This window comes from Enterococcus sp. DIV2419 (genome assembly GCF_051711865.1).
Taxonomy (GTDB): domain Bacteria; phylum Bacillota; class Bacilli; order Lactobacillales; family Enterococcaceae; genus Enterococcus; species Enterococcus faecalis.
The window spans coordinates 146,760-162,457 of record NZ_JBIONS010000001.1; the positions used below are offsets into that span (position 1 = coordinate 146,760).

Annotated in this window: 15 protein-coding genes; 12 read left to right on the forward strand and 3 right to left on the reverse strand. The window is 39.9% G+C overall.

The features are described from left to right. Window positions 1–13 precede the first annotated feature (13 nt). From IGI97_RS00645 to deoD, 8 genes are all read left to right on the forward strand, one after another. The gene (locus IGI97_RS00645; RefSeq protein WP_002356169.1) at window positions 14–1,099 is read left to right on the forward strand and encodes a BMP family lipoprotein; all 1,086 of its coding nucleotides are present in this window, start codon (window positions 14–16) and stop codon (window positions 1,097–1,099) included. A gap of 205 nt (window positions 1,100–1,304) precedes the next feature. Next, window positions 1,305–2,873, forward strand: a complete 1,569-nt coding sequence (locus tag IGI97_RS00650) for an ABC transporter ATP-binding protein (RefSeq protein ID WP_002381361.1) — start codon at window positions 1,305–1,307, stop codon at window positions 2,871–2,873. Then, the gene (locus IGI97_RS00655) at window positions 2,866–3,999 is read left to right on the forward strand and encodes an ABC transporter permease (RefSeq protein WP_010820604.1); all 1,134 of its coding nucleotides are present in this window, start codon (window positions 2,866–2,868) and stop codon (window positions 3,997–3,999) included. Before IGI97_RS00650 ends, IGI97_RS00655 begins: the two co-directional genes overlap by 8 nt. Next, window positions 3,999–4,952, forward strand: a complete 954-nt coding sequence (locus IGI97_RS00660; RefSeq protein WP_002356172.1) for an ABC transporter permease — start codon at window positions 3,999–4,001, stop codon at window positions 4,950–4,952. The genes IGI97_RS00655 and IGI97_RS00660 overlap by 1 nt, the downstream gene beginning before the upstream one ends. Window positions 4,953–5,226: 274 nt before the next feature. Continuing rightward, window positions 5,227–5,820 (forward strand): TMEM175 family protein, encoded by a 594-nt coding sequence (locus tag IGI97_RS00665; protein ID WP_002359336.1) that lies wholly within the window; start codon window positions 5,227–5,229, stop codon window positions 5,818–5,820. Between the two features lie 301 nt (window positions 5,821–6,121). Continuing rightward, entirely contained in the window at window positions 6,122–7,288 is a 1,167-nt protein-coding gene (gene deoB / locus IGI97_RS00670) for a phosphopentomutase (RefSeq protein WP_002387505.1), read from the forward strand. 16 nt (window positions 7,289–7,304) lie between these two features. Further along, window positions 7,305–8,123 (forward strand): purine-nucleoside phosphorylase, encoded by an 819-nt coding sequence (locus IGI97_RS00675; protein WP_002356180.1) that lies wholly within the window; start codon window positions 7,305–7,307, stop codon window positions 8,121–8,123. A gap of 17 nt (window positions 8,124–8,140) precedes the next feature. Further along, window positions 8,141–8,848: a purine-nucleoside phosphorylase gene (gene deoD, locus IGI97_RS00680; RefSeq protein WP_002359338.1), complete on the forward strand. Its 708-nt coding sequence runs from the start codon at window positions 8,141–8,143 to the stop codon at window positions 8,846–8,848. Window positions 8,849–8,887: 39 nt separating this feature from the next. Here the strand turns inward: deoD and IGI97_RS00685 are convergent, their stop codons facing one another. Beyond that, window positions 8,888–9,826 carry an iron-hydroxamate ABC transporter substrate-binding protein gene (locus tag IGI97_RS00685; protein ID WP_438737793.1) on the reverse strand — a complete coding sequence of 313 codons (939 nt, stop codon included), beginning with the start codon at window positions 9,824–9,826 and terminating at the stop codon, window positions 8,888–8,890. 230 nt (window positions 9,827–10,056) lie between these two features. On the opposite strand from IGI97_RS00685, the gene IGI97_RS00690 reads away from it, so the two are divergent. From IGI97_RS00690 to IGI97_RS00705, 4 genes are all read left to right on the forward strand, one after another. After that, the gene (locus tag IGI97_RS00690; RefSeq protein ID WP_438737795.1) at window positions 10,057–10,863 is read left to right on the forward strand and encodes an ABC transporter ATP-binding protein; all 807 of its coding nucleotides are present in this window, start codon (window positions 10,057–10,059) and stop codon (window positions 10,861–10,863) included. Then, on the forward strand, window positions 10,860–11,870 hold the full coding sequence (locus tag IGI97_RS00695; RefSeq protein ID WP_002376380.1) for a FecCD family ABC transporter permease: 1,011 nt from the start codon (window positions 10,860–10,862) through the stop codon (window positions 11,868–11,870). Before IGI97_RS00690 ends, IGI97_RS00695 begins: the two co-directional genes overlap by 4 nt. Next, on the forward strand, window positions 11,867–12,871 hold the full coding sequence (locus IGI97_RS00700) for a FecCD family ABC transporter permease (protein WP_002392918.1): 1,005 nt from the start codon (window positions 11,867–11,869) through the stop codon (window positions 12,869–12,871). Before IGI97_RS00695 ends, IGI97_RS00700 begins: the two co-directional genes overlap by 4 nt. Window positions 12,872–12,984: 113 nt before the next feature. Continuing rightward, window positions 12,985–14,187, forward strand: coding sequence for an iron-containing alcohol dehydrogenase (locus IGI97_RS00705; RefSeq protein ID WP_002390245.1), 1,203 nt, complete (start codon window positions 12,985–12,987; stop codon window positions 14,185–14,187). 56 nt (window positions 14,188–14,243) lie between these two features. Here the strand turns inward: IGI97_RS00705 and gpmA are convergent, their stop codons facing one another. Beyond that, entirely contained in the window at window positions 14,244–14,930 is a 687-nt protein-coding gene (gene gpmA, locus IGI97_RS00710) for a 2,3-diphosphoglycerate-dependent phosphoglycerate mutase (RefSeq protein WP_002359343.1), read from the reverse strand. Between the two features lie 174 nt (window positions 14,931–15,104). Then, window positions 15,105–15,680, reverse strand: coding sequence for a recombinase family protein (locus tag IGI97_RS00715; protein WP_002356188.1), 576 nt, complete (start codon window positions 15,678–15,680; stop codon window positions 15,105–15,107). Between the last annotated feature and the right edge of the window lie 18 nt (window positions 15,681–15,698).

Here is a 15,698-nt window from a genome sequence, read left to right on the forward strand (position 1 = left end):
AGGCTTTACAGAAATGAAAAAAGCAAAATTATTCGGTTTTAGTTTGATTGCATTAGGTTTATCAGTTTCACTTGCAGCATGTGGTGGTGGCAAAGGCAAAACCGCTGAAAGCGGCGGTGGCAAAGGGGATGCAGCGCATAGTGCTGTAATCATTACAGATACAGGCGGCGTGGATGACAAGTCGTTCAACCAATCTTCTTGGGAAGGATTGCAAGCTTGGGGTAAAGAACATGATTTGCCAGAAGGTTCAAAAGGGTATGCATATATTCAATCGAATGATGCAGCTGACTATACAACAAATATTGACCAAGCGGTATCAAGTAAATTCAACACAATCTTTGGTATTGGCTACTTGCTAAAAGATGCAATTTCTTCTGCAGCAGATGCCAACCCTGATACAAACTTTGTTTTAATCGATGATCAAATCGATGGCAAAAAGAATGTTGTTTCTGCAACATTTAGAGATAATGAAGCAGCTTACTTAGCCGGTGTTGCTGCTGCAAACGAAACAAAAACGAACAAAGTCGGTTTTGTTGGTGGTGAAGAAGGGGTCGTAATTGACCGTTTCCAAGCTGGTTTTGAAAAAGGTGTGGCTGATGCTGCGAAAGAATTAGGTAAAGAAATTACTGTTGATACAAAATATGCGGCTTCATTTGCTGATCCTGCCAAAGGGAAAGCTTTAGCTGCTGCAATGTACCAAAATGGCGTTGATATCATCTTCCATGCTTCTGGTGCTACTGGACAAGGGGTCTTCCAAGAAGCAAAAGACTTGAATGAATCAGGTTCTGGCGACAAAGTTTGGGTAATCGGTGTTGACCGTGATCAAGATGCTGATGGCAAGTACAAAACAAAAGACGGCAAAGAAGACAACTTCACGTTAACTTCAACACTTAAAGGTGTCGGCACAGCGGTTCAAGATATTGCCAACCGTGCGTTAGAAGACAAATTCCCTGGTGGCGAACATTTAGTTTATGGATTAAAAGATGGTGGCGTTGACTTAACAGACGGCTATTTAAACGACAAAACAAAAGAAGCTGTTAAAACAGCAAAAGATAAAGTAATCTCAGGTGACGTAAAAGTCCCAGAAAAACCAGAATAATTTAAGCTCCTAAATAAAAAAAGAAGGGCTCATTATTGTTCCTTCTAAAAATGAAGTGGTCCTTGGCAGCGACGGCTGCCAAGGAAACCCTTTATGATGTTTGGATTTTTAACTAAATAGTTGAGGTTCTTCAACTACTTAGTTAAGGGTCAAAATTACCCTCTAAAGTATTGCCAATATAATTTTGTTAGGAAGTGAATAGACCTTGTCTCAAGAAGAAAACGTAATTGAGATGCGTAAAATCACCAAAGAATTTGGGACGTTCAAAGCCAACGACCAAATTGATTTACAAGTAAAACCTGGTGAAATCCACGCACTGCTAGGTGAAAATGGTGCAGGCAAGTCGACCTTGATGAATATCTTATCAGGGCTATTGGAACCGACCTCAGGTGAGATTTATATGAATGGCGAAAAAGTCAACATTACAAGTCCTACTGCAGCCAATCGTTTAGGAATCGGAATGGTCCATCAGCATTTTATGTTAGTTGAAGCCTTTACTGTGACTGAAAATATTATCTTAGGTAGTGAACCTACCCATGGCGGTATTTTAGACCGGAAAAAAGCGAAAAAAGAGATTGAAGAAGTGTCTAAGCAATACGGGTTGGATGTAAATCCCAATGCCTATATTCGCGATATTTCTGTAGGTATGCAACAACGGGTTGAAATTTTAAAGACCTTATATCGTGGTGCGAACGTTTTAATTTTTGACGAACCAACCGCAGTATTAACGCCACAAGAAATTGATGAATTAATGATTATTTTGAAAGAACTAACCGATGAAGGCAAATCGATCATTTTAATTACACATAAGTTAGATGAAATTAAAAAAGTGGCGGACCGTTGTACGGTTATTCGCCGGGGGCAAAGTATTGGCACCGTCAATGTGAAAGACGTTTCTTCGCAACAGTTAGCCGATATGATGGTGGGTCGTTCTGTTTCCTTCAAAACAGAGAAAAAACCAGCGCAACCGAAAGAAACAATTTTATCAATTAAAGATTTAGTAGTGAAAGAAAGCCGCGGCTTAGATGCAGTGAAAAATCTTAGCTTAGATGTCCGAGCAGGGGAAGTTGTTGGAATTGCGGGGATTGATGGCAATGGACAAACAGAATTAATCCAAGCCTTAGCAGGATTAACCAAAGTCGAAAACGGCTCCATTCATTTGAATGAAAAAGAGATTACTAATCGCAAACCTCGGGAAATTACGGAAATGGGTGTCGCCCACGTTCCTGAAGACCGACATAAATATGGCTTGGTATTAGAGATGACATTGGCTGAAAATATTGGCCTACAAACGTATTACCAAAAGCCGTACAGTTCAACAGGTATTTTAAACTATCGAATGATTAACAAACATGCCCGTGAATTAATTGAAGAATATGATGTACGGACTCCTAATGAATTAGTACCAGCTCGGGCGCTTTCAGGTGGGAATCAGCAAAAAGCAATTATTGCCCGAGAAGTTGACCGCGATCCAGATTTGTTGATTGTTTCTCAACCAACACGCGGTTTAGATGTCGGAGCCATTGAATACATTCATCGTCGACTAATTGAACAAAGAGATAAAAATAAAGCTGTTTTATTAGTAAGTTTTGAATTAGATGAAATTTTAAATGTTTCTGATCGTATCGCTGTTATTCATGCGGGGGAAATTGTCGGAATTGTTGATCCGAAAGAAACGACAGAAAATGAATTGGGCTTGTTAATGGCTGGCTACTCATTGGAAGAAGCCCGTGCTGAGTTATCAAAAGTAGAGGCAGGTGAAACTGTTGAATAATCGTTCTGAAAAAATAAGAAATATTTTAGTCCCTGTGTTATCTGTTATTATGGGTTTCCTCTTAGGGGCAATTATTATGGTTATCTTTGGCTATGACCCAGTGGCTGGGTATCAAGCGATGTTTGAAACAGCTTTCCAAGGAAAGAAAAGTATTGGTGAGATTTTTGTCACCGCAGCACCGTTGATTTTTACCGCTTTAGGATTCTCGGTGGCAAATTCGGCTGGATTCTTTAATATCGGGCTTTCTGGACAAGCCCTATGTGGTTGGGTGGCTAGTATTTGGGTCGCTTTATCCATGCCTGATACACCCCGGATGATTGCGTTGCCGGTGGCGATTATTGTTGGGGCAGTTGCAGGAGCTTTAGCAGCAGCCATTCCAGGTTTCTTGCGTGCCTATTTTGGGACGAGTGAAGTTATTGTTACGATTATGTTGAATTATATTTTATTGTACACAGGAAATCATATTGCTAATAATGTCATGAAACCAAGTATTATGGCGAATAAAGGAATTACCAAAATGATTGGTGCGAATGCATCATTACGCTCACCGTTTTTAACAAGTATCAGTGATGGCTCTCGTTTGAACATCGGCATTTTCTTGGCCTTCATTTTCCTTATTCTTGTGTGGTTCTTGATGAAAAAAACAACGCTTGGTTTTGAAATTCGGTCGGTGGGGTTAAATCCATTTGCTTCTGAATATGCTGGAATGAGCAGCAAGCGAACGATTATTTTATCCATGATGATTTCAGGAACGCTGGCTGGTTTAGGTGGTGCGGTCCAAGGATTGGGGACTTTCCAAAACTTCTTTATTCAAAACACATCGTTGAGCATTGGGTTCGATGGTATGGCCGTGTCTCTATTAGGAGCAGGTAGCTCAATCGGGATTTTACTTTCCGCATTACTGTTTGGAATGTTAAAACTTGGTGGACAAGGAATGCCGTTGATAGCTGGTGTACCAACCGAATTAGTTGATGTTGTTATTGCAGCAATTATTTTCTTTGTGGGAATTAGTTATTTAATTCGTTTCTTGTTAGCAAAAGCGTCTGGTAGTAAAAAAGAAGTAGCGATTGTAGAAACAATTGAAGCGGCGCCAGACAAAAACAATCAAGAGGGGGGAGACATCTAATGGATTTAGCAACAATTTCCTCAATCATCACGCAAACATTAGTGTATGCAACTCCGCTCATCTTGACAGCATTAGGCGGAACGTTCTCAGAACGAAGTGGTGTGGTTAACGTTGGTTTGGAAGGTATTATGGTAATGGGCGCTTTCAGTTCGGTCGTTTTTAACTTGACGTTTGCTGATACATTTGGCGCGGCGACACCATGGATTGCTTGTTTAGTAGGAGGCGTTGTCGGGATTGTCTTTTCTCTCTTACATGCCGTTGCAACTATTAACTTACGAGCAGATCATATTATCAGTGGTACTGTCATTAACTTGATGGCACCGGCGCTAGGGGTTTTCCTAGTAAAAGTTATTTATCAAAAAGGACAAACAGATATGATTACACAATCATTTGGTTATTTTTCTTTCCCAGGATTGTCAAAAATTCCAGTGATTGGTGAACTATTCTTTGCAAAAACCTCTTTGCCAGCTTTCGTAGCAATTTTGATTGCGATTTTAGCTTGGTTTGTCATTTATAAAACACGTTTTGGCTTACGGTTACGTTCTGTGGGAGAACATCCACAAGCGGCAGATACATTGGGAATTAATGTCTACTTAATGCGTTATTCTGGCGTCTTGCTATCCGGCTTCTTAGGCGGTATGGGCGGAGCTGTCTTTGCTCAAAGTATTGCGGGTCGTTTTGGGATTACCACAATTGCAGGACAAGGGTTTATTTCAATGGCCGCAATGATCTTTGGTAAATGGAATCCACTTGGGGCAATGGGCGCAGCCTTATTCTTTGGCTTTGCACAAAACTTAAGTATTGCTGGGGAAAACTTACCAATTATTTCAGAAATTCCAAAAGTTTATCTACAAGCAGCACCATACGTATTGACCATTTTAGTCCTAGTTGTGTTCTTCGGAAAATCATCGGGACCAAAAGCGAACGGGAAAAATTACGTCAAAACGAAATAAGAAAAGAAATGGCCCTCCGTCAAAGCGACGGGGGGCCATTTCTTTTCTTAGGATAATCAGTTGAACACAAGCGGCATTAGGCACTGCTTCACTGCAAAAAAGCGAGTTGATAAAGGAGACTTAACTTTTTTCTTTTGGCTGTTTTTTACAATTCGAAGGAAGTGTCGAAATTTTGAAAAAAACCAAACAGGTCTAGCAGCTTTTTTTCAAAAATCGTTGGTTTTTCTGCTATACTTTTGTTTGTAGTCAGAATAGGAAAAGTGGAGGACGTTCAATGAATAAAACACGTGTAGAAGCATTTAGTGATGCAGTCATTGCCATCATCATGACCATCATGATTTTAGAAATTAAGACTCCTCAAGTGGGTGTTTTGGCAGGTTTGATAGAAAATATCCCATATTTTTTATCGTTTATTGTCAGTTTTATTTTTATCTGTATCGCATGGTACAATCATCATTACATAATGTCCGTAACTCATTGGTTTTCTAAAAAAGCGTTTTGGGCAAATAATTTTTGGTTATTCTCCATGGCCTTCATTCCGGTAGCAACTGCTTGGGTGAGTGAATTTTGGTGGATGCGGGCACCTGTTTATTTTTATCTTGTTGTGTATACGGTTTGGGATTTTGCTTACTTCTTGCTAACAAGGATCATTTATGAAGACAATGCAGTGAAAGATCCACAAGGTGCAGCTAAGTTAAGAAAATCGAAATCTTATAGTAAGGCAACAAAAATCATTCATCTTTGTCTTTTCGCAATCGGATATATCGGCATTTATTTTTATCCGCCCATTGGCATTGGTGTGATTTTATCAGAAGCGGTTATCTGGTATTTAAATGTGCCAAAAGAGGGAGACCGCTTGGAGTGTTAAAAGTTTCGATTGGATAAAGAGTCGTGTTCTTTTTAAGGAGCAGGCTATTCGAAAAAAACAATAAAAAAGTTTCCTAATTACGGTGGGAGACTTTTTTTCTTTCAGTTTTTAAGCCCTGCTAAAATCGAAGGAATCATTGAAAATTTTAATGCTCTTTCAGGCAATAATAGCGGATTCATGGTATAATTGAAGAGCTGAGAATAAATAGATTATTCTGTTTGATTCTCGAGACTATTTAAAAGGCTAGCGTAAAATAATTGTCATTCTTGACGTATTTACGACCTTAGAGGAGGAAGCAAGTGTGTTTAAACGTGTTCATTTAATCGTACTAGATTCAGTCGGTATTGGTGAAGCACCAGATGCTGAAAAATTTGGAGATGTCGGCAGTGATACACTGGGTCATATTGCCAAAGAAGCGGGACTAACCATTCCTCATTTAGAAAAACTTGGATTGGGAACTATTGCTCCTTTAACAGGTGTCAAAGCAGTGGCAGACCACGATGGCTATGCCACCAAATTAGAAGAAATTTCTGTTGGAAAAGATACTATGACCGGTCACTGGGAAATTATGGGCTTGAACATCAAAAAACCTTTTCGGGTATTCCCAAACGGCTTTCCTGAAGAATTGCTGAAACAAATTGAAGATTTTTCTGGGCGAAAAGTTGTTTGTAACAAACCATATAGCGGGACAGCAGTCATTGATGATTATGGCGAACATCAAATGAAAACTGGGGATTTAATCGTTTATACTTCAGCAGACCCTGTTTTACAAATTGCGGCGCATGAAGACATTATTCCATTAGAAGAATTGTATAAAATTTGTCAATATGTTCGTGACATTACGAAAGACGAACCTTATATGATTGGTCGGATTATCGCTCGCCCGTATGTTGGTGAACCAGGTAATTTCACTCGAACCAGTAACCGTCATGACTATGCTTTAGATCCTTTTGGCCATACTGTTTTAGATTCGTTGAAAGAAAACGGCAATGATGTGATCGCTGTTGGGAAAATTAACGACATCTTTAATGGACAAGGAATTACTGAAGCTATCCGCACGAAGAGCAATATGGATGGGGTGGATCAATTATTAACGGTCATGAACAAAGAGTTCACAGGTTTAAGTTTTACTAACTTAGTGGATTTCGATGCGCTGTATGGCCACCGTCGTGATGTGAAGGGCTATGCAAAAGCCATCGAAGATTTTGATGGTCGTTTGCCAGAGATTATGGCAGCTATGGCCGAAGATGATTTGCTTTTAATTACAGCAGATCACGGGAATGACCCAACTTTCCCAGGAACAGACCACACACGTGAATATGTGCCTTTATTGGCTTATAGTAAAAAAATGACAAAACAAGGCAGCTTGCCACAAGGATTTTATTCAGATATTTCAGCAACGATTGCTGAAAACTTTGAAGTTCCTGCAACGGAAAACGGTCAAAGCTTTTTAAATCAATTACAATAATTCGAGGAGGCAACACATGACAACGTTAACGAATCATTTAAACGAAACAACTGAGTTTTTGAAAGAAAAAGGGGTGCAACAAGCAGACTTCGGTCTAATCTTAGGTTCTGGGTTAGGTGAATTAGCTAATGAAATAACCGATGCGATTGCTATTCCTTTCTCTGAAATTCCCCATTTTTCTGTTTCAACAGTCGTTGGACATGCTGGACAATTAGTTTACGGAACGCTTTCTGGAAAAAAAGTTTTGGCGATGCAAGGACGTTTTCATTATTATGAAGGACATTCGATGCAAACGGTCACTTATCCCGTTCGTGTGATGGCTGCTTTAGGCATTCATTCAATGATTGTAACCAACGCAGCTGGTGGCGTAAATGAAACATATACACCGGGGAATTTGATGTTAATCAATGACCACATTAATTTTACAGGCGATAATCCGTTAATTGGTGAAAATGATGAAGAAATCGGGCCGCGTTTTCCAGATATGAGTCATGCTTACACGCAAGAATATCGGGAAGTGGCAAAAAAAGTGGCTGCGGAACAAAATATTGATTTAAAAGAAGGCGTGTATATGGGCTTTTCTGGCCCGACATATGAAACGCCTGCAGAAATTCGGATGTCACGGACGATGGGTGCGGATGCAGTTGGCATGTCAACTGTTTCGGAGGTCATTGTAGCTGTGCATAGTGGCATGAAAGTACTAGGCATCTCTTGTATTACGAATTTAGCAGCTGGTATGCAAAGTAGCTTAAATCATGCAGAAGTAGTTGAAACAACTGAACGCGTTAAAGGACAATTCAAAGAGTTAGTGAAAGCAACACTAGCAGCTTTATAAAAAAGGAGTAAACCAGAATGAGTGTGCATATCGAAGCAAAACCAGGTGAAATTGCCGATAAAATTTTACTACCAGGGGATCCCCTCCGAGCAAAATATATTGCGGAAACTTTTTTAGAGAATCCTGTCTGCTATAATCAAGTTCGTGGGATGTTAGGTTACACAGGAACGTATAAGGGACAGCGTGTTTCGGTCCAAGGAACAGGGATGGGGATGCCTTCAGCAGGTATTTATGCCCATGAGTTAATTAACTCTTACGATGTGAAGAAGTTAATTCGTGTTGGTACATGTGGTTCTATTTCAGAAAAAGTCAACGTTCGTGAATTAGTTATCGCACAAGCAGCAGCGACACCTTCTTCCGCGATTCGCAATGATTTTCCTAAATATGATTTTCCACAAATTGCGAGCTTTGATCTTTTACTCAAATCTTACGAAATTGCTAAAGCAAAAGGCTTTACTACCCATGTTGGTAACGTATTGTCAGATGATGTTTTTTACAAAGATAGCTTAGATGATGTCTTTCGTTTAGGTCGATACGGGGTATTAGCGATTGAAATGGAAGCGGCAATGTTATATTATTTAGCAGCAAAATTTGATGTAGAAGCATTGGCGATTATGACGGTGAGTGATAGCTTGGTGACAGGCGAAGAAACAACGGCAGAAGAACGCCAAACGACGTTTAATGAAATGATTGAAGTTGGCTTAGAAACGGCAATTGCTAATTAAAAAAATGCTTGGATGATTATTTTCATCCAAGCATTTTTTTTAATTTAAGAGCGCTTTTTTTACATCTTCAACAATTTGAGTATTCGCAATAGGTCCGTTGTATAACCAACTACTTTTTTTATCATAGGTATGAACTTGGTTATTTTTCACAGCAGGTAAGTTCTTCCAAATTGCTTCTTGGAAAAGAGGTGCTGATTCATCGCTGTTTACAAGGAAAATGTGGTCTGCGTCAAGCTCAGCTAATTTTTCTAAAGAAACTTGATTCCAATCCGCAGTAGCGTTTTTAGAAATTTCTTCCACTAATTTTGGAACTTGGAGGCCTAAGTCTTGATAGAGCACGGTTCCGCTTGAGCGATTATTGCTAACCATAAAGACTTGGTTGTTGGTTACCCATAAGACTGCCGCAGATTTGCCAGCATCTTTTTTGCCGAGGTCTTCTTGGACGCCTTTGGTTAAGGTATCATAATCTTCTAACACTTTTTTCGCTTGTTCTTTTTTATCTAAAACAGTGGCAATATCTTCCAATTGATCACGCCAAGTGACATTTTCGCCGTTTTTGACTACATAAGTTGGCGCAATTTTACTGTATTCTTTGTATTTACCGCCTTCAACTAGAGCAGATGAACTGATTAATAATAAGTCAGGTTCAAATTTTAGAACCGCTTCATATGGTAAGTCATAGGAAATAGTGGGGACATCTTTCAATTCTTTCGCTAAATAATCTTGAATGCTGCCTTGTCCAACTGTCCATTGTGCCACTGGTTTTTCTCCTAATGCAACTAGATAATCTTCTAAATAACTCGCAATAATCCGTTTGGGTTTCGCGGGGACGGTTACTTTATTGCCTAAGGTATCTGTTACTTCATGTGTTTTGTCAGCGTTGTTGGCTTCTTTATTCGTATTACCACAAGCTGCGAGTAAGAATGAACCAAGAAGAAGGGTTGTACCAATTAGGACCGTCTTTTTTAAAAGTTTCATTGTGTAACTCCTTTATTTTTAGTTGATAACGATTCTCATTATCAGTTAAAAACGACCGTTTGTCAATCATCGCTTGCTTTTTTGAGCAAATAAGTTGCATTTTTTAGATAATTCGTTTTTTTGATTGGAAGAAACATTGCTTTTTAAGGAAGGGTCTTTTATAATCAAGGAACAATGAGTGAGAACGATTCTCAATAAATGTAAAATAACGACAGAAAAATTAAAGAGGAATGGTTATGAATTATTTAGAGGCAGAGGACTTAACTACAGGATATGGTCGTCAAGTGATTAGTGAAGCGCTGAACTGTTCATTTGAAGCGGGAACTATTACAAGTATTATTGGACCAAATGGTTGTGGCAAATCGACCTTGTTAAAAACACTTGCGCGTATTTTGCCAGCTGAGAAAGGCAAGGTGTTCATTAAGAACCAAGAACTTCAACATTTTTCTTCAAAAGAAGTAGCACAAGAACTAGCGATTTTATCACAAACGCCAGAAAATACAATCGATTTATCTGTTTTTGACCTCGTCTCTTTCGGGCGATATCCTTATCAATCGGGCTGGAAAAGCGTCACCACAGAAGATCAAGAGTACATACAATGGGCATTAGAATTAACAGGCTTAACTGAGTTAGCTAGAGAGTCTGTGGCAATTTTATCAGGTGGACAACGGCAACGGGTTTGGATTGCTATGGCGCTAGTGCAGGATACAGATATTTTAATTTTAGATGAACCGATCACCTATTTGGATCCAGCGCATCAGCTAGAAATTTTAAATGTGTTAAAACGAATTAATCAAGAACATCAGAAAACTATCGTGATGACAATTCATGATATTAATTTAGCTTCTCGTTTTTCTGATCGCGTGATTGCGATGAAAGAGGGAAAGATTATCAATGAGGGAACACCGCAAGAAGTGATTACTGTTACTGGCTTAGCAGATGTTTTCGCTATTCAAGCAGAAATTAGTTACCATAGTCAGACACAGCGGCCACTAGTGCTTTCTTATGAGTTGATGGAAATGGAGCTGGATGGATGAAAGGCATAAGCGGATTTTATAGACACCAATGGCAAGTGTTACTTGTCTGTCTTTTTTTGCTAATGGGGACAATGCTTCTGTCATTGATGTTTGGTGCGACGTCGGTTTCGATTCAAACGATTATTGAATCATTTACGCACTTCGATGCGACTAATCAAGCGCATCAAGTCATCCAAACGGTTCGGTTGCCGCGGATTTTAGGGGCCGCTTTTGTGGGAGCAAGTTTAGCGGTGAGTGGGGCGTTAGCGCAAGGGATTACACAAAATCCATTGGCAGATTCTGGCTTGCTGGGTATCAATGCTGGGGCTGGCTTGGGCTTAGCGCTTGTTTTTGCTTTCCTCCCTCAGGCAAGTTATTGGTGGCTTTTAGTTGTTTCTTTTCTTGGTGCTGGCGTGAGTGTGGCACTGATTTATTATCTTTCTAATCATTCAATTCGAGGAGCAAGCCCCATGCGTCTGACCTTAGTGGGAGCTGGTATTAGTGCCCTTTTTTTATCATTTAGTCAATTCTTAGCCATTCAGTTCAATTTGAGTCAAGAGTTAACGTTTTGGTTTCTTGGCGGTGTCAGCGTTATTTCTTGGGCACAATTAAAAATAGTCGTCCCGATCTTTCTGGGCGCATTTGCATTAGCAATTCTGATTAGTCCGTCGGTGACTATTTTACGGTTTGGCGATGATGCAACAATTGGTTTGGGGCGAAATCCGCAGCGTATTCGGTTGTTTGCCAGTATAACGATTTTGCTTTTATCAGGATTGTCTGTGGCGCTAGTTGGCTCGGTCAGTTTTGTTGGTTTGGTGGTGCCTCATGTGATGCGAACAGTTTCTGGAGAAAATTACCGTCGCTTGATTCCGTTCTCGGCGTTAGGCGGTGCGCTCCTCGTTTTGGTGGCAGATTTAATCGCTCGAATGGTGAATCCGCCTTTTGAAACACCATTTGGGATTATCACGGCCTTAATTGGCATCCCATTCTTTCTTTATTTATTTCGTAAAGGAGGGCAACTAGGATGACACAGAAAAAAGTGTCCCGTTGGGTGGCTATCTTAATAGTTGGGATTATCCTAACTGCTTGTATCAGTTTAACGCAAGGGGAATTATCTGTTTCCTTCATGGATTTAAAAGCCCTTCTTTTGGGACAGGGAAGTCAGGCCAAACAACTGTTAGTTTGGGATTTTCGGTTACCACGGATTGTGCTTGCGGTCCTAGCGGGCGCAGCTTTAGGCTTAAGCGGCGCTATTCTTCAAGGGATTACTCGGAATCCGTTAGCAGATACTGGGATTTTAGGCATTAATGCGGGTGCGGGTTTGGCAGTGATTTTGTTTATTAGTTTTGTTGAGACGACAAGTATCACGACGTTTGCACTTCCGCTCGTGGCCTTAGTTGGCGGCTTGCTAGCGGCTGTTGGGATTTTGGTAATCGCGTATCATCATCGTTTAGGATTGACGCCAGTTCGAATGGTCTTAGCGGGTGTCATTTTGAGTACGGGTATTTCAGCACTCACCTTATTAATTACATCAAAAATTGACACTGAAAAGTACCGTTTTGTTACAATGTGGCAAGCAGGCAGTATCTGGGGCAGTAATTGGTTCTTTGTGGGCGCTTTGTTACCTTGGCTAGTCATCGGGTTCTTTTTTGCGATGAAGCGTCATCGTCTGTTGGATATTTTACAATTGGGGGACGAAACAGCTATTTCTGTAGGTATTGCTGTGAAAAAAGAACGAATCGTTTCGTTGCTGTTAGCGGTGATGTTGGCGGCTTCAGCGATTTCCGTTACAGGGGGAATTAATTTTTTAGGTTTACTTGCGCCACATATTGCTCGCAAATGTGGTTTTACGCAACAAAAACAGGTATTGCCATTGGCGGCGTTGTTTGGGAGTTTACTTTTATTGGTTAGTGATACGATTGGTCGGCTATTGCCTGGCAATGGAGAAATGCCTGCAGGGATTATTGTTGCGATCATCGGTGCGCCTTATTTTCTTTATTTGTTAATCAAAACAAGCGATTCGTTATAAAAAAGAATCGAAAGCTGGGTCAAGCGATCGTTGTGAAAGCAACTGTCATTTGCTCGGCTTTTTTATTGGCGGATTTTTGAAAAAATAGTATGATAAATGCGTAAGAGCATTGAATGGAGGATGAAAGAATGGAAAACTTTAATTTTTATGTACCAACAGACATCCGTTTTGGGAAAGATCGTTTAGACGAATTACCTGCTGTGTTAGATCAATTTGGCAAAAATGTCTTACTTGTTTATGGTGGCGGTAGTATCAAACGTAATGGCTTGTACCAACAAATTACTGATTTGGCCCAAAAAAACGGGCATACACTGATTGAGTTGAGCGGTGTCGAACCAAACCCGCGCATTGAAACCGTTAGAAAAGGAATTGAGTTGTGTAAAGAAAACCAAGTCGATGTTATTTTAGCAGTTGGCGGTGGTTCAACCATTGACTGTTCCAAAGCAATAGCTGCGGGCTTTTATTCGGAAGAAGATATCTGGACAGTCATTGCAGCCAGAAAAGGGTATACTGGTCCTGCTTTACCAATCGTGACCATCTTGACTTTAGCAGCAACAGGTAGTGAAATGAACGCAGGTGCTGTCATTTCTAACTTAGAAACCAATCAAAAATTAGGCTTTGGTGGTCCGAATATGATTCCAAAAGTTTCGTTCTTGGATCCAACGAATACTTTTACGGTTCCTAAAAATCAAACAGCAGCTGGCTCAGCGGATATTTTCAGTCATTTGATTGAAAACTATTTTAGTATTTCGACAGGCACGGACGTCCAAGATTTTGTGTCGGAAGGCTTAATGCGAACGGTTATCAAAAATTGTCCCATTGCTTTAGAAAATCCAGAAGATTATGATGCACGTGCTAATTTAATGTGGGCAAGTAGTTTAGCCTTAAATGGGTTAACAGGGCGCGGCAAACAAGGTGTTTGGTCTTGTCACCCCATGGAACATGAATTAAGTGCGTTTTATGACATTACGCATGGGATTGGCTTAGCAATTTTAACGCCTCGTTGGATGAATTACGTTTTGTCTGAACAAACCGTTGGCAAGTTTGCACAGTTTGCTCGAAATGTTTGGGGAATAGTCGAACAAGAAGAGGAAGTAGCAGCGAAAAAAGGTATTCAAGCATTGTATGATTACTTTGTGGCTTGTGGCATTCCAATGACATTACCAGAAGTTGGCATCGAAGCAGATAAATTTGAAGAAATGGCACAACAAGCTGTGGCCCATAGTGCAATTGCTGAAAAGGCTTATGTACCATTGGATGCAGCTGATATAGTAGCGATTTATAAAGATTGTTTAACCGAAAGTCAATTTATTTAATCCATAAAAAAGCGGTTTGCCTTGGCAAACCGCTTTTGTTAATAAGAAACAAGTTCTTATAAGTAGTATTTTTCTTTCACAGTTAAATCATCGTTTAATTCATAAACTAATGGTTTACCTGTTGGGATTTCAAGATCCATAATATCTTCATCAGAAATGCCTTCGATGTGTTTAGCTAAAGCACGTAATGAATTACCATGAGCCGCTACTAAGACAGTTTTGTTGTCTTTTAAAGCTGGTGCAATTTCATCTTGCCAGAATGGTAATGCACGTTCCAAAGTAACTTTCAAGTTTTCGCCACCAGGAATATCGCGTTGGTCTAACATTGCATAACGACGGTCGTTTGCTGCAGAACCTTCATCTGTTGCTTCCATTAATGGAGGAAGAGTATCGTAAGAACGACGCCAGATGTGGACTTGTTCGTCTCCGTATTTTTCAGCAGTTTCTTTTTTGTTTAGTCCTTGTAATTTACCATAGTGACGTTCGTTTAAGCGCCAAGATTTGATTTGAGGTACCCATAATTGATCTGAGTATTCTAGTAAATAGTTACAAGTTTTGATGGCACGAGTTAAAACAGAAGTATAAGCAACGTCGAATTCGATGCCTGCTTCTTTAATTTTACGGCCGCCTTCTTTTGCTTCTTCAACACCTTCAGGTGCTAAATCTACGTCAGCCCATCCAGTAAATTGGTTTAAGGCATTCCATTCGCTAAGTCCATGACGAGAAAAAACTAATTTTGGCATGTATAAGCTCTCCTTTGAGTTTAGTTTTCTGAAAATAAGATTTCCACGTTTATTGTACACCGTTTTGCGCAAGATTTCCAATGGAAAATAGTAAAAAAACGTGAAAGTTGCTGAAAAATTAGAGTGAAATCGAATCAAAAAAGAAGCCCCATCTGAAGGACTTCTTTTTTATTCTTAGGAATACAGCCGCTCGACATCTGTCTCAGGTAAATTGATGTACTTATAACAAGTGCCCACCGAAACGCCGCATTTATTAGAAATAAATTGGATTGTTTCTTTGTTTTCGTAATATAATGCACGGATTTTGCGGACGGTGCGTCCATCGATTTTTGGACGTCCACCTACTTTTCCGTTTTCACGAGCTTTGTGGAGCCCGACGAGTGTTCGTTCTTTAATTAGTGCACATTCCATCGCAGATAAGCTCTCCATTAATTGGAAATAGGCTTCACCTGTTGGAAGGTGAGTATCAATTCCTTCTGAAATGCTGACAAAATCAACTTGTTTTTCCTTTAACATTTTCATAAAGTCTGTTAATTGGCGGGTTGTTTTACCTAAATGGTGCAATTTACAAACAATAAGTGTATCCCCAGCAGAAAGAAGTTTTTCGACTTCGTCTAAGACACTGATCTCCGCTTGAGGATCAAATGTCTCTTGGAAAATATCATCACAACCAAACGATTGGAGAGTGGTTAGTTGATTTTTTAAATCGTCTTCAATAATAGTTGTGCGTGCATAACCAATTCGTTTCATATATTATCCTTCCTATAT